General features: G+C 71.2%; 22 protein-coding genes and 1 tRNA gene. 14 read left to right on the top strand and 9 right to left on the bottom strand.

Features of this window, described 5'->3' with window-relative positions:
* Nucleotides 1–133 precede the first annotated feature (133 nt).
* From AC1DXV_RS07870 to AC1DXV_RS07845, 6 genes are all read left to right on the top strand, one after another.
* Entirely contained in the window at nucleotides 134–931 is a 798-nt protein-coding gene (locus tag AC1DXV_RS07870; protein ID WP_477933106.1) for a metallophosphoesterase family protein, read from the top strand.
* Nucleotides 928–1,335: a hypothetical protein gene (locus AC1DXV_RS07865; RefSeq protein WP_477864183.1), complete on the top strand. Its 408-nt coding sequence runs from the start codon at nucleotides 928–930 to the stop codon at nucleotides 1,333–1,335. The genes AC1DXV_RS07870 and AC1DXV_RS07865 overlap by 4 nt, the downstream gene beginning before the upstream one ends.
* A 68-nt stretch (nucleotides 1,336–1,403) precedes the next feature.
* The gene (locus tag AC1DXV_RS07860; RefSeq protein ID WP_477864182.1) at nucleotides 1,404–2,327 is read left to right on the top strand and encodes a branched-chain amino acid transaminase; all 924 of its coding nucleotides are present in this window, start codon (nucleotides 1,404–1,406) and stop codon (nucleotides 2,325–2,327) included.
* Nucleotides 2,328–2,334: 7 nt separating this feature from the next.
* Entirely contained in the window at nucleotides 2,335–2,544 is a 210-nt protein-coding gene (locus tag AC1DXV_RS07855) for a zinc-finger domain-containing protein (RefSeq protein WP_073468799.1), read from the top strand.
* Between the two features lie 8 nt (nucleotides 2,545–2,552).
* On the top strand, nucleotides 2,553–3,554 hold the full coding sequence (gene waaF, locus AC1DXV_RS07850; protein ID WP_477864181.1) for a lipopolysaccharide heptosyltransferase II: 1,002 nt from the start codon (nucleotides 2,553–2,555) through the stop codon (nucleotides 3,552–3,554).
* A 16-nt stretch (nucleotides 3,555–3,570) separates the two neighbouring features.
* Entirely contained in the window at nucleotides 3,571–5,079 is a 1,509-nt protein-coding gene (locus tag AC1DXV_RS07845) for a sensor histidine kinase (protein WP_477864180.1), read from the top strand.
* A gap of 50 nt (nucleotides 5,080–5,129) precedes the next feature.
* On the opposite strand, the gene AC1DXV_RS07840 is transcribed toward AC1DXV_RS07845, so the two are convergent.
* Nucleotides 5,130–5,831, bottom strand: a complete 702-nt coding sequence (locus tag AC1DXV_RS07840; RefSeq protein ID WP_477864179.1) for an anti-sigma factor — start codon at nucleotides 5,829–5,831, stop codon at nucleotides 5,130–5,132.
* Nucleotides 5,831–6,460 (bottom strand): sigma-70 family RNA polymerase sigma factor, encoded by a 630-nt coding sequence (locus tag AC1DXV_RS07835; RefSeq protein ID WP_477933104.1) that lies wholly within the window; start codon nucleotides 6,458–6,460, stop codon nucleotides 5,831–5,833. The genes AC1DXV_RS07840 and AC1DXV_RS07835 overlap by 1 nt, the downstream gene beginning before the upstream one ends.
* A 97-nt stretch (nucleotides 6,461–6,557) precedes the next feature.
* Here AC1DXV_RS07835 and purU point away from each other — a divergent pair, with 97 nt between their 5' ends.
* Genes purU through AC1DXV_RS07815 form a run of 4 tightly spaced genes read left to right on the top strand, consistent with a single transcriptional unit; the run spans nucleotide 6,558 to nucleotide 9,471 of the window.
* The gene (purU, locus tag AC1DXV_RS07830; RefSeq protein ID WP_477864177.1) at nucleotides 6,558–7,442 is read left to right on the top strand and encodes a formyltetrahydrofolate deformylase; all 885 of its coding nucleotides are present in this window, start codon (nucleotides 6,558–6,560) and stop codon (nucleotides 7,440–7,442) included.
* A gap of 12 nt (nucleotides 7,443–7,454) precedes the next feature.
* Nucleotides 7,455–7,904, top strand: coding sequence for a YybH family protein (locus AC1DXV_RS07825; RefSeq protein WP_477864176.1), 450 nt, complete (start codon nucleotides 7,455–7,457; stop codon nucleotides 7,902–7,904).
* A gap of 11 nt (nucleotides 7,905–7,915) precedes the next feature.
* Nucleotides 7,916–8,917: a YheT family hydrolase gene (locus AC1DXV_RS07820; RefSeq protein WP_477864175.1), complete on the top strand. Its 1,002-nt coding sequence runs from the start codon at nucleotides 7,916–7,918 to the stop codon at nucleotides 8,915–8,917.
* 20 nt (nucleotides 8,918–8,937) lie between these two features.
* Nucleotides 8,938–9,471 carry a DUF2946 family protein gene (locus AC1DXV_RS07815; protein WP_477864174.1) on the top strand — a complete coding sequence of 178 codons (534 nt, stop codon included), beginning with the start codon at nucleotides 8,938–8,940 and terminating at the stop codon, nucleotides 9,469–9,471.
* A gap of 57 nt (nucleotides 9,472–9,528) precedes the next feature.
* On the opposite strand, the gene AC1DXV_RS07810 is transcribed toward AC1DXV_RS07815, so the two are convergent.
* Nucleotides 9,529–10,131 (bottom strand): c-type cytochrome, encoded by a 603-nt coding sequence (locus AC1DXV_RS07810; RefSeq protein ID WP_477864173.1) that lies wholly within the window; start codon nucleotides 10,129–10,131, stop codon nucleotides 9,529–9,531.
* A gap of 127 nt (nucleotides 10,132–10,258) precedes the next feature.
* Here AC1DXV_RS07810 and AC1DXV_RS07805 point away from each other — a divergent pair.
* From AC1DXV_RS07805 to AC1DXV_RS07795, 3 genes are all read left to right on the top strand, one after another.
* Nucleotides 10,259–10,334: transfer RNA gene (locus AC1DXV_RS07805), tRNA-Arg, on the top strand.
* Nucleotides 10,335–10,384: 50 nt separating this feature from the next.
* Nucleotides 10,385–11,410, top strand: a complete 1,026-nt coding sequence (locus AC1DXV_RS07800; protein WP_477864172.1) for a DUF3667 domain-containing protein — start codon at nucleotides 10,385–10,387, stop codon at nucleotides 11,408–11,410.
* A gap of 37 nt (nucleotides 11,411–11,447) precedes the next feature.
* Nucleotides 11,448–12,104, top strand: a complete 657-nt coding sequence (locus tag AC1DXV_RS07795) for a DUF2799 domain-containing protein (RefSeq protein ID WP_477864171.1) — start codon at nucleotides 11,448–11,450, stop codon at nucleotides 12,102–12,104.
* 30 nt (nucleotides 12,105–12,134) lie between these two features.
* On the opposite strand, the gene AC1DXV_RS07790 is transcribed toward AC1DXV_RS07795, so the two are convergent.
* Together AC1DXV_RS07790 and AC1DXV_RS07785 are read right to left on the bottom strand one after the other, a co-directional pair.
* Nucleotides 12,135–13,115, bottom strand: coding sequence for a LysR family transcriptional regulator (locus tag AC1DXV_RS07790; RefSeq protein ID WP_477933102.1), 981 nt, complete (start codon nucleotides 13,113–13,115; stop codon nucleotides 12,135–12,137).
* The gene (locus tag AC1DXV_RS07785) at nucleotides 13,093–13,959 is read right to left on the bottom strand and encodes a class II glutamine amidotransferase (RefSeq protein ID WP_477864169.1); all 867 of its coding nucleotides are present in this window, start codon (nucleotides 13,957–13,959) and stop codon (nucleotides 13,093–13,095) included. Before AC1DXV_RS07785 ends, AC1DXV_RS07790 begins: the two co-directional genes overlap by 23 nt.
* 50 nt (nucleotides 13,960–14,009) lie before the next feature.
* Between AC1DXV_RS07785 and AC1DXV_RS07780 the strand changes: the two genes are divergently transcribed.
* Entirely contained in the window at nucleotides 14,010–14,969 is a 960-nt protein-coding gene (locus AC1DXV_RS07780) for a septal ring lytic transglycosylase RlpA family protein (RefSeq protein WP_477864168.1), read from the top strand.
* A 15-nt stretch (nucleotides 14,970–14,984) separates the two neighbouring features.
* Here AC1DXV_RS07780 and AC1DXV_RS07775 read toward each other — a convergent pair whose 3' ends face one another.
* The 4 genes from AC1DXV_RS07775 to AC1DXV_RS07760 form a co-directional block, all read right to left on the bottom strand.
* The gene (locus AC1DXV_RS07775; protein WP_477864167.1) at nucleotides 14,985–15,791 is read right to left on the bottom strand and encodes an SDR family oxidoreductase; all 807 of its coding nucleotides are present in this window, start codon (nucleotides 15,789–15,791) and stop codon (nucleotides 14,985–14,987) included.
* Nucleotides 15,751–16,758 carry an FHA domain-containing protein gene (locus AC1DXV_RS07770; protein WP_477864166.1) on the bottom strand — a complete coding sequence of 336 codons (1,008 nt, stop codon included), beginning with the start codon at nucleotides 16,756–16,758 and terminating at the stop codon, nucleotides 15,751–15,753. Before AC1DXV_RS07770 ends, AC1DXV_RS07775 begins: the two co-directional genes overlap by 41 nt.
* On the bottom strand, nucleotides 16,740–18,089 hold the full coding sequence (locus AC1DXV_RS07765) for a S1 family peptidase (RefSeq protein ID WP_477864165.1): 1,350 nt from the start codon (nucleotides 18,087–18,089) through the stop codon (nucleotides 16,740–16,742). Before AC1DXV_RS07765 ends, AC1DXV_RS07770 begins: the two co-directional genes overlap by 19 nt.
* Nucleotides 18,090–18,176: 87 nt before the next feature.
* On the bottom strand, nucleotides 18,177–20,078 hold the full coding sequence (locus AC1DXV_RS07760; RefSeq protein ID WP_477864164.1) for a hypothetical protein: 1,902 nt from the start codon (nucleotides 20,076–20,078) through the stop codon (nucleotides 18,177–18,179).
* Between the last annotated feature and the right edge of the window lie 127 nt (nucleotides 20,079–20,205).

Here is a 20,205-nt window from a genome sequence, read left to right as displayed (position 1 = left end):
CGCAGGTACCGGCCGGTTGCGGTTGCGACGGCTGCGACGTGCCCGCGAAGGCGGCCGCGGCGGCGCAGGCCGGCAAGGCGCAGGCGATCCGCATCCACCGGCGCTCCTGAGCGGTTCGTAGTCCAATGGCGGCATGCGACTGGCCGCCCTCTCCGACATCCACGGCAACCTGCACGCGCTCGACGCGGTGCTGGCCGACATCGCCACCACCGGCGCCGACCTGACGGTCAACCTCGGCGACATCCTGTCCGGCCCGCTGTGGATCGGCGAAACCGCCGAGCGGCTGATGGCGCTCGGGCTGCCGACGATCCGTGGCAACCATGAGCGCCAGGTGCTGGCGCCGGATGTCGCGGCGATGGGGGCCTCCGACGCGTTTGCCGCCGAACGCCTGCTGCCGCCCCACCGGGCCTGGCTCACCGGGTTGCCGGCCACGCTGCAGCTGTCGGACGAGGTCTTCTGCTGCCACGGCACGCCCGGCAGCGACCTCGTCTACTTCCTCGAATCCGTCGACCCCGGCGGCATGCGGCCGGCTACCCTCGCCGAGGCGACTTCTCGCGCTGGCGATGCCCAGCAAGGCGTGGCGCACGGCGTGATCCTGTGCGGCCACACCCACGTGCCGCGCGGGCTGCAGCTTGCTGATGGCCGCCTCATCGTCAACCCCGGCAGCGTCGGCCTGCAGGCCTACGACGACGACCACCCGCACCCGCACGTGGTCGAGAACGGCACGCCGCACGCCCGCTATGCGCTGCTGACGCGCCGCCCCGCGGGCTGGCAGGTCGAATGGCGCGCCGTGCCCTTCGACGCCGAACCGGCCGCCCGGCTGGCGCAGCAGCACGGCCGCCCGGACTGGGCCCACGCGCTGCGAACCGGCTTCGTTGTGGAAACTGCACAGGCGAGTGCCCCGATCCGCCCCGTAACATCGCGCGCATGAATCCAATCGTCGGGTGGGGCCTCGCGGTGATCGCGGTGGCGGCAGCGTGGCAGGCGTATGGCTGGCAGGGCGTCGTGATGGCCGCATCGGTCATCGTGTTCTGGCTGCTGATCCAGTTCAGCCGCGCGCTGCGCGTGATGAAGAACGCCGGCCAAGCGCCGGTCGGCCACGTCGGCAGCACCGTGATGCTGCACTCGAAGCTGAGTGAAGGCCTGACGATGATGCAGGTGGTGACGATGACGCGCAGCCTCGGCCGCAAGGTCGACGCCCTGGCCGACACCTGGGCCTGGGCCGACGACGGCGGCAGCGAGGTCACGCTCGAATTCAAGCGCGGCAAGCTCGCCAAGTGGACGCTGGTGCGGCCTGATCCGGAGGTTCCGGCGGAGCCGCCGGCCAATCCGTAAAATCGCCTGCTCTCAGTCTGATTCTTCAGTCTGATTTCCTCAGCCAATTCCCCACACAGGAGCCTGCCATGTCGATGGCCGATCGCGACGGAAAAATCTGGATGGACGGGCAACTGGTGGACTGGCGCGACGCCAGGATCCACGTGCTCAGCCACACGCTGCACTACGGGTGCGGTGCCTTCGAGGGCGTGCGCGCCTACAAGACGGCCAAGGGCACGGCGATCTTCCGGCTGCGCGAGCACACCGAGCGGCTCTTCAACAGCGCGAAGATCCTGCGCATGAAGATCCCGTTCTCGCAGCAGGAGGTGATGGACGCGCAGCGCACCGTGGTGCGCGAGAACCAGCTCGAGAGCTGCTACCTGCGCCCGCTGACCTGGATCGGCTCCGAGAAGCTGGGTGTGAGCCCGAAGGGCAACCAGATCCACCTGATGGTCGCCGCCTGGTCCTGGGGCGCCTACCTGGGCGAAGAAGGCCTCAGGCGCGGCATCCGCGTGAAGACCAGCAGCTACACCCGCCACCACGTCAACATCACGATGACGCAGGCCAAGGCGGTCAGCAACTACACGAACTCGATCCTCGCCAACATGGAAGCCACCGAGGACGGCTACGACGAGGCGCTGCTGCTCGACGCCTCCGGCTTCGTCAGCGAAGGCGCCGGCGAGAACATCTTCGTGATCAAGAACGGCGTGGTCTACACGCCCGACCTGTCGGCCGGTGCGCTGAACGGCATCACCCGCAACACGATCTTCGCGATCTGCAACGACCTCGGCCTGAAGCTGGTCGAGAAGCGCATCACCCGCGACGAGGTCTACATCAGCGACGAGGCCTTCTTCACCGGCACCGCCGCCGAGGTGACGCCGATCCGCGAGCTCGACCGCATCGAGCTCGGCAGCGGCTCGCGCGGGCCGATCACCGAAAAGATCCAGAGCGCGTTCTTCGACATCGTGAACGGCCGCAATCCCAAATACGCCGAATGGCTGACCGCCGTCTGAGGACCCCATGAGCAGCAGCAAGCAACAGGAAGTGGTTGAAGTCACCGCGCACGACGTGCAGGGCCCCGGCGTCGTGTTCTGCCCGAACCCGAAGATGACGCTGTGGAGCACCCACCCGAAGGTGTTCATCGACGTCGCGACGACCGGCGAAGGCAAGTGCCCGTACTGCGGCACCGTGTATCGCCTGAAGGCCGGCGAAAAACTCCACACGCACTGAACGACGCGATGAACCGCGCCTTGCTGATCGCCCCGCAGTGGATCGGCGACGCGGTGATGTCGCAGCCGCTGGTCGGCCGGCTGGTGGCGCGCGGCGACGAGGTGACGGTCGCCGCGCTGCCGTGGGTCGCGCCGGTGTACCGGGCGATGGCCGGCGTGCGCGAGGTGATGGAGCTGCCGTTCGCGCACGGGCGGCTCGACTGGTCGGCGCGGCGCCGTGTCGCGGCCACGCTGCGCGGCCGCTTCGACACCGCCTACGTGCTGCCGAACTCGATCAAGTCGGCGCTGATCCCGTTCTTCGCCGGCATTGCGCAGCGCATCGGCTACCAGGGCGAAGGCCGGCCGCTGCTGCTGAACAAGCGGCTGCCGAACCCGGGCGGGCGCCCGCCGATGGTGGCGTTCTACAGCGCACTGGCGGGCGGACCGGCCGAGACCGAGCGGCCGCGCCTGCAGTTCGATGCGGCGACGCTCGAGCGCGTGACCACCGCGGCCGAGCTGGCGCCGCAGCAGTACTGGGCCTTCGCGCCGGGTGCCGAATACGGCCCGGCCAAGTGCTGGCCCGCCTCGCACTACGCCGAGCTCGCGCGTTCGCTGCATGCCGCCCACGGCCTGCCGGTCGTGCTGCTCGGCTCGGGCAAGGAAGTCGCGCTGTGCGACGAGATCGCCGGGGCCGCGCCCGGCGCCTGCCGAGTGCTTGCCGGCAAGACCACGCTGATCGACGCGATGGCACTGATCGCCGGCGCCCGCGGGGTCGTCAGCAACGATTCCGGGCTGATGCACGTCGCGGCGGCGTTCGGCATCCCGCAGGTCGCCGTGTTCGGCTCGACGAGCCCGGAGCACACGCCGCCGTTGAACCCGCGCGCGCAAGTGATCTGGCTGAAGGAGGAGCTGCAGCTCGACTGCGCCCCCTGCTTCGACCGCAGCTGCCGCTTCGGCCACACCCGCTGCCTGACCGGCGTCAGCGCGCAGCGGGTGGAAGCCGCGCTCGACGACCGGCTGCGCCTCGCCTGACACCGGCAGCCCCGCGATGCCGCCCACCGACCTGCAGCAGGACCGCTTGATGCGCGAGGCGCTGGTCGGCGCCGGCACCTCGGTCTGGGCCTGGGACATGGAGGCCGACGCGCTCGGCGGCATGGACGGCAGCGTCGCGCTGCTCGGCTACGCGGTCGGCGAGATGCTGCCCACCCAGGCCGGCTGGGACAGCGTGATCCACCCCGACGACCGGCCGCTGAACCACGCCGCCTACCTGCGCCATGCGCGCGGCGAGATCCCGGCCTACGAGAGCGAGTACCGCGCGCGCCACAAGGACGGCAGCTGGCGCTGGCTGTCCGAGCGCGGCCGCATCGTCGAGTGGTGGCCCGACGGCCGGCCGCGCCGCATGGTCGGCACGCTGAGCGACGTGACGCTGCGCCGCCAGGCGCAGGGCGAGGCGGCCGAGCGCGACGAGCGGCTGCAGCAGATCATGCGGCACGTGCCCGGCGTGCTGTACCAGTACCGGCTGTGGCCGGACGGGCGCGCCGAGATCCCGTTCGTCAGCGACCGCTGCACCGAGGTGCTGGGGCTGACGCCGCAGCAGCTGATGGGCGATGCGCTGGAGATGTTCCGCCGCATCGCGCGCAGCGACCGCGAGGAACTGATGGCCGCGGTGTCGAACTGGGCGCGCAGCAAGGCGACGCAGCGCACCGAATACCGCTACCACCACCCCGACGGCAGCCTGCGCTGGATGCAGGCGGTGTCGTCACCGCGGCGTGCGCCGGACGGCTCGATCCTGTGGCACGGCTACCTCGAGGACATCACCGAGTACCGCGAGCTCGAGAAGGCGCGCGCCGCTGCCGCGACGGCCGATGCGGCGAACCGCGCGAAGACCGAGTTCCTGTCGCGCATGAGCCACGAGCTGCGCACGCCGCTGAACGCGGTGCTCGGCTTCGCGCAGCTGCTGGAGCTCGACGAAGAGCCGCTCAGCGTGGCGCAGCGCCGGCGCGTCGGGCTGATCCGCGAATCGGGCGAGCACCTGCTGCGCATGATCGGCGACCTGCTCGACCACAGCCGCATCGAGGCCGGCCAGCTGTCGGTGGAGTCGGCCGACATCGCGCTCGGCCCGCTGCTCGGCGAATGCCTCGACATGCTGGCGCCGCAGGCCGGCGAGGCAGGCGTGACGCTGCGGCCGATCGAAGGCGCGCAGGCGCTGCAGGTGCGCGCCGACCCGACGCGGCTGCGCCAGGTGGTGCTGAACCTGCTGAGCAACGCGGTGAAGTACAACCGCGCCGGCGGCTCGGTGTGGGTGCGTGCCGAGGCCCGCGACGGCGAGGTGCTGCTGCAGGTGATCGACGACGGCATCGGCATCGCGGCCAAGGACCTGCCGCAGCTGTTCGAGCCGTTCAACCGGCTTGCGCAGGCGCGCAGCGGCATCCAGGGCACCGGCATCGGCCTCGCGATCACGCGCGCGCTGATCGTGCTGATGGGCGGGCGCATCGAGGTCGAGAGCGCGCCGGGCGTCGGGTCGACGTTCAGCGTCACGTTGCCTCGCAGCGCGTAGCCCGGAAGCCATTCCGGGTTTCGGCTGCCGCTCCCGGAATGGCTTCCGGGCTACGAACTCAGCTTGCCGACGTAGAGCACCGGCCCGGTCGGTGCGCCCGATGGCGACCCGCCCGGCGGCTCCAGCGTGACGGCGAGCGCCGACGTGCCCTGCAGCACCTGGCCGCGGCGCACCACCGTCGAGCCGCTGGCCGAGATCACGCCCAGCGAGCGCGGCGCGCCGCTCGGCGGCAGCGCCCACAGCTCGAGCGAGCGGTCGGCCTGCACGCTGACGGGGGCCAGCGGCCGCGTCACCATCGCGCGGCCATCGGCGCTGATGCTGGCGACGAAGCTGGCCGGCGTCACGGCATTCGGCTGGTCGGCCGGCGCGGCGGCCGACAGCACGACGACCACCGGCGCCTGCGCCGGCGGCGGGGTCGCGACGACGAAGGCCAGCGCCAGCGTCGCCGCGGTGGCGACGCCGCTCAGCACGCGCCAGAACGCGAGGCGCGCCCACCAGGCCTGCGACGGTGCCTCGGTGGGCCGCAGCCCGAGCCGGGTCTCGATGCGCCGCCACACGCGCGCCGGCGGCTGCACCGGGGCGAGCGTGACGGTCAGCGGCATCAACCGGTCCTGCCAGCGCTGCACCGCGCTGCGCAGCGCCGGGTGGCCGGGCAGCAGCGATTCGAAGCGCCGCCGCGCCGGGCCGCGCAGCGTGCCGGCGACGTATTCGGCGCCGAGGCGATCGGCCCGTTCAGGCCGGCTGTAGTCCATCAGGCAGCCCGCGCACGGCTGTCGCGCAGCACGGCGTTGTCGAGGCAGGCCTTCAGCGCCAGCAGCGCGCGCCGCACCCACGATTTCACGGTGCCGAGCGGCTGGCGCATCTGCTCGGCCACCTCGGCATGGCTCAGGCCGTCGTAGAACGCGAGGGCCACGCTCTGCCGCTGCGGCGCGCTCAAGCCGTCCATGCACTGCGCGAGCGCGCGGGCGTCCGAGGCGCGGCTCAGCATCTCGAGCGGCGTCGGCGCGTCGTCAGGCACATCGTCGTACACGTCCTTGTCCTCGTCGTCGTGGAACGGCGCCGGTTGCGTCTGCGGCTCGGTCTGCTTGCGGCGCAGGCTGTCGATCGCACGGTTGCGCGCGACGCTGGTCAGCCAGGTCAGCGGCTGGCTCTGTGCCGCATCGAAACTCTGCGCGGCGCGCCAGACGTTGACATACACCTCCTGCAGCACGTCTTCCGCCTGCGCCCGGTCCCGGTTGATACGCAGCACGACGGCGAACAGATGCGCGCTGGTGCGCTCGTACAGCGCCGCGAAGGCCTGGCGGTCGCCGAGCCCGCTGCGCGCCAGCAGCGCCGACAGCTCCTTGCTGCGATCACTCCATCCGGCGGGTGCTGCTGCCATGGCGCTGGAAGTCACGAGGGGGCGTGACGTGGTTCACGTGGCGGCGATTCTATGCGGGGCCTCGCGGGGCTTTACCCCGTCCGTACAATCTGCGCCCATGCAGCCTGTTCGTGAATTCGTCCTCACCCTGTCGTGCCGTGACACCAAGGGCATCGTCTACACCGTCTCGGGCCTGCTGTACCAGGCCGGCTGCAACATCCTGGATTCGCAGCAGTTCGGCGACATCGGCGAAGCGTCGGCGACCGGGCTGTTCTTCATGCGCGTGCATTTCGAGGCGCCGGCGCACCTGGCCGAGGTCGCGACGCTCGACAAGCTGTTCACCAGCGTGCGGGAGCAGTACGGCATGGACGCGACCTTCCACGACCTGTCGCGCCGGCCGCGCCTGCTGCTGATGGTGAGCCAGCACGGCCACTGCCTGAACGACCTGCTGTACCGCTGGCATTCGCAGCAGCTGAATGCCGACATCGCGGCCGTCGTGTCGAACCACCCCGATTTCGCCAGCCTCGCCGAGCGCTACCAGATCCCGTTCCACCACCTGCCGCTGCCGGCCGGCAGCAGCCCCGAGGCGAAGCGCGCGCAGGAGCAGCAGATCGAGGCGCTGATCGAGCGCGAGCAGGTCGACCTGACCGTGCTCGCGCGCTACATGCAGATCCTGAGTGCCGGCTTCTGCAGCTTCATGAAGGGCCGGGCGATCAACATCCACCACAGCTTCCTGCCGAGCTTCAAGGGCGCGAAGCCGTACTTCCAGGCGCACGACCGCGGCGTCAAGCTGATCGGCGCGACTGCGCACTACGTGACCGCCGACCTCGACGAGGGGCCGATCATCGAGCAGGACGTGGCCCGCGTCGACCATTCGCTGAGCGCGCAGGACTTCACCGCGGTCGGCCGCGATGTCGAATGCATGGTGCTGGCGCGCGCGGTGCGCTGGCATGTCGAGCACCGTGTGCTGCTGAACGGTCAGAAGACCGTCGTCTTCCGATAAGGAACCCCGCCGATGGCCCGTCCCAAACCGCCCGCTGCCGCGCTGCTGTCCTCGGCCGACGACACCGAGCAGCAGTTCTACGAGGCGCTGCAGCGCGGCGACATCGAGAAGCTGATGGCGGTCTGGTCGGACGACGACGACATCACCTGCGTGCACCCGGGCGGGCCGCGGGTGGTCGGGCCGGCGGCGATCCGCGCCGCGTTCGAGTCGATGTTCTCGAACGGCACGATCGATGCGCACCCCGAGAAGGTGCGGCGGCTGGAGAGCGAATCGACGTCGGTGCACAGCGTGCTCGAGCGGGTGCAGGTGATGACCAACGAGGGCCCGCAGGCGGCCTGGGTCGTCGCGACCAACGTGTACGTGAAGACGGCGCTCGGCTGGCGCATGGTCGCGCACCATGCGAGCCCCGGCTCCGTCGGCGAGGTGCAGGAGGTCGGCGAAGCGCCGGCAACACTGCACTGAAGGGGGCATCGATGGACTTCCTGTCCCCACGCTGGCTCGGTGGCCGTGGTGCCGTCGGCGGCAACCTGCAGACGATCTGGCCGGCGCTGTACTCGAAGCGCTACCACGGGCCGGCGCCGGTCTACCGGCGCGAGCGCTGGTCCACGCCCGACGGCGACTTCATCGACGTGGATTTCCAGGTGGGTGCTGACGTGGCAGATGCAGCGGCCGGTGCGCCGATGCTGGTGCTGTTCCACGGCCTCGAAGGCTCTTCCGCGAGCCACTACGCGCAGGCCTTCGCGCACTGGGCGCGCGAGCGCGGCTGGCACTACGTGGTGCCGCACTTCCGCGGCTGCTCGGGCGAGATCAACCTCGCGCCGCGCGCGTACCACTCCGGCGATTTCGAGGAGATCGGCTGGGTGCTGCAGGTGCTGCGCGCGCGCCACGCCGGGCCGATCGTCGCGGTGGGCGTGTCGCTCGGCGGCAATGCGCTGCTGCGCTGGGCCGAGGAGGCGGGCGACACGGCCTCGGCGGTGGTGCGCGGGGTCTGCGCGATCTCGTCGCCGATCGACCTGGCAGCCGGCGGGCAGGCGATCGGGCGCGGCTTCAACCGGCATGTCTACACGCGCATGTTCCTGCGCACGATGATCCCGAAGGCGCTGCGCAAGTGGGAGCAGCACCCTGGCCTGTTCGACCGCGAGCGGCTGCGCGCGGCCCGTGACCTGTATGCGTTCGACAACGTCTTCACCGCGCCGCTGCACGGCTTTCGCGACACCGACGACTACTGGAAGCGCGGCTCGGCCAAGCCGCACCTGCACCGCATCCGCGTGCCGGCGCTGGTGCTGAACGCGCGCAACGACCCGTTCGTGCCGGCGCACAGCCTGCCGCGGCAGGCCGATGTCGGCCCGTTCGTCACGCTGTGGCAGCCGCACCATGGCGGGCATGTGGGATTCCCGGCGGGTGCATGGCCCGGGCATGTGATGACATTGCCGGAGCAGGTCATGGGATGGTTCGCGCCCCACGTGGCCGGCTGATTCCCCCGAAAGGAGCCGCAATGGACGAGATGGTCAAGGCTGCACTGAAGAAGTGGCCCAACGTGCCGGCCTGCGTCGGCTGGCTCGCGCTCGATGCGCGCGGCGAGTGGTACATGCGCGACGACCGCGTGCAGGCGGCGGGGGCGTTCCCGCAGGTCAAGGGCAGCGTGATCCGCCATGACAAGCTGCGCGAGTTCATCGGGCGCAATTACGAGGGCGATGTGCGCGGCCGCTGGTTCTTCCAGAACGGGCCGCAGCAGGTGTTCGTCGAACTGGAGGCGGCGCCCTGGGTGTGGCGACTGGCCGCGCAGCCGGAGGCGCCGCCGCAGCTCGAATCGCACACCGGCCGCGCGGCGCGCATGGACACCGCCTGGCTCGATGAAGCGGGGCGGCTGTACCTCGGCACCGAGCTGGGCCTGGGCCTCGTGCACACGCTCGACATGGAGACCGCGGCCGATGCCGTCGAACGCGGCTGGTGGGCGCCGCAGCCGGTCGAGCAGGCGGCCTTGCTGCGGCAGTTCGGCGTCTGCCTGAGCCCGCAGCGCCTGGAATGAGAAAGCCGGCGCGAGGCCGGCTTCGACGGGTGGGCGTGGACGTGCGTCCCGCTTGATCTACTTCACGCCGGAGGCGGCGGCCGACGCAGCCGGGGCCGCTTCGGCGGCGGAGGCGGCCGCAGCGGGTGCAGCACCGGAGGCCGGCGCGGCCGCGGGTTCGGCGAACTTGGCGCCGCCCTTGTTGGCCATGTAGACGACGGCGCGGCCGATCTCGACATCGCTGAAGTCGCCGCCGCCCTGCGGGCCCATCGCGCCCTTGCCCTTCAGCGCGTGGGTCAGCAGCACGTCGTAGCCCTGCGGGATGCGCGGCGCCCAGGCGGCGGTGTCGCCGAACTTCGGCGCACCGGCGACGCCGGCGGTGTGGCAGGCGGTGCACTGGGCGGCGAAGACCTGCTCGCCGTTCTTCAGCGAGGCGGGATCGGACAGGTCCTTGACCTCGTAGCCGGCGATCGGCTGGATGCGCTTGGCAACGGCCTCGGCCTTCAGGCCATCGCTGCCGGCGGCGGGCTGGTGATCGGCCTCGACGTAGCTGACCAGCAGGATGATGGCGATGATCGGGATCACGAAGGCGAAGAACACCGCGAGGATCAGCTGCTTGGGCGTCTTGATCGGACCCTCGTGCGGGGCGTCGTGTTCGGGAGTGCTGTGGGCGTCGCTCATGGAGTTCCTCGAGGCGTATCCGTTGGCTGGCGGTACTGGCAAAACCGCGGGATTATAGAGGCCGCCCCCCGGCGCGCCACCGGGCTCACCCGGGGTCGGTGGCGGTCACTGTAGAATCCCGCACTTCGCGCCCGTAGCTCAATGGATAGAGTACTGCCCTCCGAAGGCAGGGGTTGCTGGTTCGATCCCAGCCGGGCGCACCATCTCCGCACCCCGCAGCACCATCGGTCCACTTCACGGAAGAACGATCCCCATGCGCGCTGCAGCGGTGAGCGACGATGCACACAAGGCGTGCCGCAACTGCGGCGAGACACTGCGCGGTGCCTGGTGCCACGCCTGCGGCCAGAGCGGTCACCTGCACCGCTCGCTGCTGCACCTGGGCGAGGAGGTCCTGCACGGCCTGCTGCACTTCGAGGCCAAGGGCTGGCGCACGCTGCCGCTGCTGGTGGCGCGGCCCGGCCTGCTGACGCGCCGCTTCATCGACGGCCAGCGCGTGCGCCATGTGTCGCCGCTGGCGCTCTTCCTGTTCACGGTGTTCCTGATGTTCTTCGTGGTGTCCCTCGGACCCAAGGGAACGCCGGACCGTCTCGCAGGCGCCGCATCCGAGCGGGCCGACCTGCTGGCCGAGGTGAAGGAGGCCGATGCGGCGGTCGCCAAGGCCGAGCAGGAACTCGCCCGGATCCGGGCGCGGGGTGAAGACCTCACCGATGCACTCGCCGAACTGGCCGAAGCCCGCCAGGAGGCGCGCACGCAAGGTGCCGCCCTGCAGGCCTTCGACGCTTCGCCGAGGGCGGCTGCCGCGCCGGCATCGAGCCCGGTCGACGGAAAGCGCCGCACCCAGGTGAACACCGGCAACGCGAAGCTCGATGCGGCGATCCGCCACGCCATCGACAACCCGGAACTGGCGCTCTACAAGCTCAAGGGCACGGCCTACAAGTTCTCATTCCTGCTGGTGCCGATCTCGCTGCCGTTCCTGTGGCTGATGTTCTTCTGGCGCCGCGGGATCGCGATGTACGACCATGCCGTCTTCTCGCTCTACTCGCTGACCTTCATGTCGCTGCTGGTGACGGTCGCGGCGCTGCTGTACGGCACGCCTGCGCAGGGCTTCGTCGCGCCGCTGCTGATCCTCGTGCCGCCGGTGCACATGGCCGTGCACCTGCGCGAAGCCTATGGCCTGACCTGGTCGTCGACCCTGTGGCGCACCGGCGTGCTGCTGTGCGTGTGCCTGGTGGCCCTGCTGCTGTTCCTGGCCGCGATCCTCGCGCTGTCGATGGCCTGATCGCCTGCTCGCGAGTTCACCCCTGCACCTGCCTCCCATGCTTCGCACCCTGACCCTCGCCACCCTCTGCGCCACCTTCCTCGCCGGCTGCTCGGTGATGAGCAAGGACGATTGCCTGAAGGCCGACTGGCGCGAGCTCGGCCGCCGCGATGCATCGCAAGGCCTGACGATCGAGCGCTTCGCCGCGCGTGCCGACGCCTGCCGCAAGAACGACATCGGCGCCGACCGCACCGCCTATGCCGCCGGCCATGCCGACGGGCAGCGCGCCTACTGCACCGGCGAACTCGGCGAGAACGATGCGACGCTCGGCAAGGTGTCGGCGCCGCTGTGCGCGCCGGTGCCGGTCGGCAACGCCTACCGGACCGGCTACGAGATGGGCTTGATCAGCTTCTGCACCGCGCGCAGCGGCTACGAGTTCGCGCGGCTCGGCGGCACCTACCGCAACACCTGCCCGGCGGATCTCGCGGGGCCGTTCAACGCCGGCCTGCGCATGGGCACCGAACTGCGCGAGCTGAACAACCGCCTCGACGGCATCCTGCGCGATGCGACCGAGCAGCGGAGGGTTCTGGCCGACGACAAGTCGAGCGCCGACCAGCGCGACACCGCCCGGCGGCAGCTGCGCCAGCTGGATGCCGACGAGGCTGCGACGCGCCGCCTCATCCGCCAGGCCGAGCTGTCGGCGCTGTCGCTCTGAGCGCCGCCACGCCGCGCTGAGCTGTCGCCCTCAGCCCACGACGTCGCTGACGAGCAGCGCCGTGCGCGCCGCCGAGGTCGCCAGCGGATGGCGCGGCTCTTCGGGCAGCTCGGCGGTCTGCTCCCAGATCGTGTTCGCCAGCACGGCCGCCGGGCTGCCGTGCGGGACGTGGCGCGGCCGCACCATCAGCACCTCGACCGGCGCGGTCCAGCGCGGCTGGGCGCACAGCAACTCGCCGGCCCGCAGTTCGTGGCTCACCATCGACTCGTAGACCATGCCGAGCCCGAGCCCCTGGGCCACCAGCGCGTGCAAGCCGGACATGCTCTGTGCGACGCCGGCCACGCGCAGGTGGGGCAGCGTGCGCTCGCGCGCCAGGCCCCGGTTCAGGAAGCTCGCCAGCGGATGCGCATCCGCATAGTCGACGACCGGCACCGGCCGCTGCGGCGTGCCCGGCAGCTCGAACAGCGGCCGGCCGCCGCGCGCGCCCACCACCGGCATCAGGCGGTCGCGCGCGACCAGCTTGGCCTGGAACAACTCCGGGGCGAGGTCGACCGCCGCATGCGGATCCTGGGCCACCACCCACAGCAGCGAGCGGCCCGACAGCAGCGAGGCGCGCGCGTGGCGCTCGTCGTGGCCGATGATGCGCAACGCCGTGTCGGGGCAGCGGCTGCGGATGCGCCCGAGCAGCCGCGGCAGCAGGCCCGCCTCGAGGCCGTCGGCGACGGCGATCGTCACGGCATGGGGGTGGTGGTGGATGCGCAAGGGATCCGGTCCTTGCGCGGCGTCGAGCATCGACTGCAGCCCGATCGCCAGCGGTGCGAAGCGGCGCCCCGCTGCCGTCAGCAGCAGCGGCTGTGCCAGGCGATCGAACAGCGGCGCACCGACCCACTGCTCCAGCGCCTGGATGCGCCGCGACAGCCCCGACTGCGACACGCCCAGGCGCTGCGCCGCGTGCGTGAAGCTGCCGCAGTCGATCACCGCCTGGAAATCATCGAGCCATCGGACGTCCATCGGCATCGCTGCGTCCTCGGCCGCTGTGCGTCGTCGGAACCGGGAACATCCGGGTGTCGGGGTGCGTGTGGCGCCAGACCGTTTCGCCGTCGACGAACAGCCGCGATTCGCCGGTCTTCAGCGGCGACCACGGCTCGTCGACCGTGAGTGGCGCGGTCGCGATGACGACCATGCGGTCGTCGCGCCGGTTCAGCACGCCCAGGTCGAGCGACACGTCGCAATCGACCAGGCGGGCGGTCGGAAACGGGTGGCGGCGCTCCAGCACCACCAGCCGGCTGGAGCAGTGCGCGTACAAGCCCTGGCCGTTGGACAGCAGGATGTTGAAGTTGCCGTGCCGCGCAATCGATGCCGACAGCTCGGCCACGCACGGCGCCATCTCGAGCCAGCCCGGCGGTTGCGGCCGGTCGCCGAAGCGCTCGCGCAGCTGCTGCAGCATCCAGCAGAAGGCCTTCTCGCTGTCGGTGCTGCCCATCGGCAGGAAGGGCCCGCGCAGCGGCGGGTGGAAATCGCGCAGGTCGCCGTTGGTCGCGAAGATCCAGGACTGGCCGCCCCACTCGCGCTGGAACGGGTGGCTGTTCGACAGCATCGGCTCGCCCTGCGTGGCCTTGCGCAGGTGGGCCAGCACGATCTTCGACTTGATCGGGTAGCGGCTGACGAATTCGGCCAGCGGCGAATCGCAGGCCGGCTGGTCGTCGAGAAAGATGCGGCAGCCGGATCGCTCGTAGAACGCGATGCCCCAGCCGTCGGCATGGTCGCCGGTGCGGCCACCGCGTTGCGCGAAGCCGGTGAACGAGAAAGTGATCGCGGCATTCGCGCTGGAGCTCATCCCGAGTAGCTGGCACATGGCAGATCTGGTGTTCAATACGCGCCATGCTGTCCTCCAATTGAGGAGAAATGACGAAGTTCGATGCGATCGCCCGCGAGTTGCGCGAGCACAGGCACCACCTCTCGATGCTGTGCGTCGCGGCGTTGCTGGCGGCGTGCGCCTCGGGCCCGCCGAAATCGTCGTCTCGCGACGGACCCGAAGCGAAGCCGCCGCCCGACCTCGCGCGCGTGCCCGATGCGCAGCCGCAGGTCGAGCCGATCCGCCCGGGCGGGCCGAACAAGCCCTACGAGGTGCTCGGCAAGGACTACACGCCGCAGCGCGACGACAGCCCGTTGACCGAGAAGGGCCTGGCCTCGTGGTACGGCCGCAAGTTCCACGGCAGGCGCACCGCGAGCGGCGAGGTCTACAACATGTACGCGATGACGGCCGCGCACAAGACGATGCCGATCCCGAGCTATGCCCGCGTGCGCAACCCGGCCAACGGGCGCGAGGTGGTCGTGCGCGTCAACGACCGCGGCCCGTTCCACCCGGGCCGCGTGATCGACCTGAGCTACACCGCGGCGCTGAAGCTCGGCGTGCTGAACGGCGTCGCGCCGGTCGAGGTCGAGCGCATCACGTTCGAGCAGATCCGCGCCGGGTCGTGGCGGCGCGACGGGGGCGCGACGGAGCTGGCTGCCGTGTCGACCCCCTTGCCGGTGCCGGTCGCCGCCGTGCCGATGCCCGAGCTGCCTGCCGCATCGGCCCCCGATGCGCCGGTCGACCCGAAACCCAGCCGCGCCTTCACGACCGCGGCACAAGGCTTCTGGGTGCAGCTCGGCGCGTTCAAGCAGCGCGATGGCGCCGAGGAGTTCCAGCGCCGCGTGTCCGGCGAACTCGACTGGCTGGCGCCCTTGCTCGCGGTGTTCAGCGAGCCGTCGATCTTCCGGTTGCAGGCCGGGCCCTACCCGAGCCGTGGCGAGGCGCAGGACGCTGCAGCCCGCATCCGCGAGGCGCTGAAGCTGGTGCCGTTGATCGTCGAACGCCGCTGAACGGGCCCGTCGGCCTCAACGTCCGCCGGTCACGTCGAGCAGGCTGCCGGTGGTGTAGCTCGCCGCATCGGAGATCAGCCAGGCGATCGCGCGCCCCACTTCGTCGGCCGTGCCGGCACGCTGCATCGGCACCTGCGGCGCCAGCTGCTGCACCCGGTCGGGCTGTCCGCCGGAGGCGTGGATGTCGGTCTCGATGATCCCCGGCCGCACCGCGTTCACGCGGATGCCTTCGGCGGCCACCTCGCGCGCCAGGCCGATCGTGAAGGTGTCGATCGCGCCCTTCGCGGCGGCATAGTCGACGTACTGCCCCGGGCCCCCCAGCCGCGCCGCGGCCGACGACAGGTTGACGATCGCGCCGCCCGGCCCGCCGTGGCGTGTCGACAGCCGCTTCACCGCCTCGCGCGCGCACAGGAAGCTGCCGAACACGTTGATCGCGAACATGCGCTGCAGGCGCGCGCCGTCGATCTGCTCGACGCGGGTCGCCCGGTCGACGACACCGGCGTTGTTGACCAGGCCGTGCAGCGGCGCCACCTTGCCAGCGCGCCCTGCGGCATCGACCTGCGCGAACATCGAGATCACCTGCGCCTCGACCGACACGTCGGCCTGCACCGCGATCGCACGCCGGCCGAGCGCGAGCACGCGGTCGACCACCGACTGCGCCGCGGCCGCATCGCGGGTGTAGTTCACCACCACGTCGAAACCGAGCTCCGCGCAGCACACGGCCGCCGCGGCGCCGATGCCACGGCTGCCGCCGGTCACCAGCACCGTGCGGCCGGCCGCATCACTCGTCATCGCCGCCACCGTCGCCGCTGCTGTCGTCATCGCCTGCATCCTCCTTGCGCTTGGCCTTCGCGTCGAGCGTGGCCTGCAGTTCCGCCACGCCCTTCATGAAGGTGGCGGTGTCGACCGGCTTCGCGACGCGCAGCGCCGGCGGGAACAGGTGGCTCATGTAGAGCTCGCTGCCCAGGCGGTCGCCGCCCTGCCAGTTGAACCACAGGCTGAGCGCGGTGCCGACCAGCGCCATCGCGACCGCCGCCTGCCGCACGCGGCGGTGCCGGTAGGGCTCGACCGCCAGCATGTGGAAGTACAGCAGCGTGGCGCCCACCGCATAGCCGAGCACGAACCGGAAGTCGCTCAGCCACGGCCACGACAGCGAGAACGACAGCAGCTGCGTCGCGCCGCTGATCAGCTCCCACGCCAGCACCGCGATCAGCACCACGCGCAGGTGCCAGCCGAAATGCCCCTGGCGCGTGAACAGCTTGGACAGCAGCGTCCACACGCCGCACCAGCCGAGCAGCCCGACGATGGCCGAGATCGCGCTGCTGCCGAGCGCGCGCACGAAGCCGTCGGGATCGGTGTCGAGGTAGATGTTGAACACCTGCATCGCCCCGACCAGCACCAGCAGCAGCGCGAGCAGCGGCAGGCCCTGCGCGAGCGAACGCGTCGGGTCCAGCCGCAGCTCGGGGGCGAGCGCATGCTCGGCCAGGCGCAGCCGCAGGTGCACGCGGCCGATCGTGATCGCGAGCGGCGCATCGCCGACCGCGCCGCGCGCGCCGGCCTCCACCCGCTGCGTGCCGAGCAGCGCGCCGTTGATCGTCTCGCCCACCTGCACGAACGCGCCGGACTCGTCGCGGTCGATCAGCAGGTGGTGCGGCGCGACGTGCGGGTCGTCGAGCACCAGGTCGTTGTCGAGCGCGCGCCCGACCCGCAGCGGCCACTGCGGCACCGCCACGCCGTGGCGCGGCGTGCCGTCGCGCTCCAGCACTTCGATCAGCGCGACGGCACCCATGCGTAGGCCTCCAGGTAGTGCTGTGCGAGTTTCATCGCGTTCGGATAACTGACGCCCTGGGCGTCGAAGCGGCCCTGCACGCCGGATTTGGGTTCGTCGAGCGTGGCGACCAGCACCGACACGTCGTACAGCTTCGGCAGTTTCTTGTAGGCGCGCACGCAGACCACGGCACGCAGCGGCAGGCCGCCCCGGTCGATGAAATCCTCATGGCACTGCGGGCGCGTCTGCTGGTCGGGGCGGCGGCGGTCGAAGTGCTCGTTGCGGAAGCTCTGCGCATACCGCGCCGAGAAGCGCAGCGTGCCGAGCTTGCGGCCGTCGTAGCTCTCGTGTCGCACCGAGACCGCGCCGGTCGTGAACTCGCCCATGAAGATGCGGGTGTCCATCACGCAGTCGGAGCGCTCGAAATCGAGCCCGCCGGTGCGCGACGGCTCGCTGCTGCCCCAGCAGCGCATGAAGCGGTCGGGCGGCACCGGCACCTGGTAGCGCGGGTGCGTCGCGAGCTTCCAGCCCTGCGCGATGAAGCGGTCGGTCAGCAGCTGCTGGTGCGCCATCATCTGCTCGGTCAGCACCGGCCAGGCCGGCAGCGCGAGCGGGGCGGCGTCGCGCCCGCGGGCCAGCAGCGCGCTCGCGAAGGTGGCCGGCACCAGGAAGCTGACCTGCTCGCCGTCGACGCGCCGCGCGACATTGACGCCGATCACGCGGCCCTCCTGGTCGAGCGCGGGGCCGCCGCTCATGCCGCCGCTCAGCGAGCCGGCGAAGAAGATCTGCGGGTAGAACGAGCGCTCGACGAGGCCGTTGTAGTTGCCCTCGATCACCGCGAAGCCGACGTCCAGCGGGTTGCCGAGCGAGTACATGCGCTCGCCCTGCGCGAGCTTCTGCCCCTCGGGCCGGAACGGCAAGGCATCGAAGGTGGCGGCGGCCTTGGCATCGGCCATCTTCAGCAGCGCCAGGTCGTGCAGCACGTCGAGCATCAGGATCTTCACCGGCGCCTCGCGGCCGTCGGCGGTGACCGACACCAGGTCGTGGCGCTCGGGCTGCAGCGCGGCCTCGGCGACGACGTGGAAGTTGGTGATCATGTGGCCCTGGGTCGACACCAGGAAGCCGGAGCCCACCGAGGTCTGGCTCGCCTGGCCCTTCAGCACGGTGCGGATCTGCACCAGCTGCGAGCGGGCCTGCTCGTAGACCTTGCGGGCCGACAGCGACACCGGCGCGGAGGCCGGCGGGTCGGGGGGAGCGGCTTTCTGGGGCGCGGTCTGTGCGATCGCGCTGCCGGACGCGGCCAGCCACAACGCGCAGACAAGGGCCGGCAGCCCGGTGCGGAGTGATCTCATCGAAACGATTCTACGGGGGCCCCGTAGCCCGGATGCCAATCCGGGTTCGATGGTCACGAAGCCCGGATTGGCATCCGGGCTACGAACTCAATGGCACTCGATCGTGCCGGGCGTGCACGCGATCGCGTTGCTCTGCAGGTCGAGCCCGTCGCCGGTGCGGCCGTACAGCGCGAGCATCTTGTAGCCCGTCGCCGACAGCGCGGTGGCGCCGTTGGTGACGGCGACGGCCGCCGAGGTCGCGCCCGGGCGCAGCCGGAAATCGGCGATGCGGCCGCTGCCGCCCTGGCCGCATTGCGCACGGTCGCTGCAGACCGAACCGCTGCCGAGGCCGAGCGTGCCGTGGCTGAAGGTCCATGCGAGGTTCAGCGTGGTGCCGGCGTTGGCATCGAGCGCGAGGTCGAGCACCGCCTGCCGGCCGGCGCTGGTCAGGTCGGTCCACGGCAGGTTCGGCATCGCGGCCCAGACCGGCGGCACGCCTTCGACGTCGACCTCGAAGCTGCTGCGCCCCGAGACCGCGAACGGCACGCTGCAGGCGTCGTCGCTGAAGGTGTTGACGGTGACGGTGCGGCCGCCGCGGAAGAAGTTGCGCACCACCACGTCGCCCGCATCGCCATCCGGCAGCGCGACCCAGGTGTCGTCGGCATTGCGCAGCGCGCCCACCGCCGGGTCCAGGCTGCGCGTGTTGCCGAACGCGTTCTGCTGCCACAGCGACAGCCGCGGCACGTCGGCGCCGAAGCGCTTGTAGTACGCGATGGTCACGAGCGCCTGGTCGGCATTGCGCTGCACCACCTGTGCGCACTGCAGTCCGCTGACGGCCTGGATGTCGAACGCGATCGCGCGCGAGTAGCTGACGACCGGCGTCTCGCCGTCGATGCGCACGTCGCGCTGCGCCTTCGCCGAGGCATGCAGCTGCACCGGGTCGACATCGCCGAGGAACTTCCACGCACCGCCCTCGCGCGTGACGCCCATGCCGCTGCCCACCGGCTGCACGCCGCCGGCCTGGTCCTGCAGCACGAAGCTGACGCGGCACACCGGCTGCGCACCGTCGAGGTCGCAGCGGCCGAGCGTCGGGCTCAGCAGCCGCGAGCCGAACATCTCCTGCGACGCGAACATCTCGCACAGGCCGGCGGCCACCGCGCTCGCGCCGCTCAGCGGGTCACCGCCGTCGGTGCTCATGCGCGCGCCGCTCGCGAGCTGCGACGCGAGGCCGCTGCTGCAGGCGGGGGCGCTGGCCAGCGCCTGCGTCATGCTCGCGAACAGCGTCTCGAGCCCGCCGAGCGACAGCTCGCCCGCGCCGTTGGCCACGGTCACCGTGCCGAGCGTCGAGCCCTGTTCGAGGTAGAGGTTGCCGCTGCCCAGGCGCGGCGTGATCTGCACGAAGGCCTTGTCGTCGACGCCGGTGGTCACGCCGACGGCGTCGAGCACCTTGTCGTAGCCGCTGCGCGAGCCGGCCGACAGCGCGCCGGTGATGAAGTCGAAGTTCGCTGCGACGTTGCCGCTGAGCACGCCCGACAGGCCGGCCCGCAGCTGGGTCTGCGCGCCGGCGACGGCATTTGCATCGAGCACGCTGCTGCTGCCGGCCATCAGCTCGACCGGCGACTGGCCGGCGGCCAGCAGCACGGTGGCGCTGGTCAGCGGCGTCACGTTGGCGGTGCCGGGGCCTTGCGCGACCGAGTACAGGCATTGGTAGTTCGCGCCGGCGTAGCCGCAGGCCTCGATGCGGAACGGCGCCTTGCCCGTGAGCTCGGGCACCGTGAAGCTGCCGTCGGCCGCGACCGCGATGTCCTGCGCGACGAGCACGCCGTCGGCGTCCAGGATGCGCAGCGTGCCGCCGGTGATCGGCGCACCGACCGCGACCGAGCCGCTGAGCTGCGTGGTCGGGGTGACGTTCACCGGCGCGGCGTTCTGCGACGACGGCGAGCCGCCGCAGGCGACCAGTGCGAGCACGGCCAGGACGGAGAGTGCGAAACGGGGGGATCCGAGGTTCATGGCGCTCCTTCGCGACCGGCAATACCGCACGGCGCCATCCCGGAAGCGGTTTCCGGCGGCCCGTGGTGAGCAGTCTTCGGCGTGGGCGCAACCGCCTTGAGCCGGGGCTTCCCGCGTGAACGTGACT

It is taken from the genome of Rhizobacter sp. P3_C12 (assembly GCF_056402735.1).
Note: the sequence above shows the minus strand (reverse complement) of the source record. Positions and strands in the feature narration are given on the sequence as shown.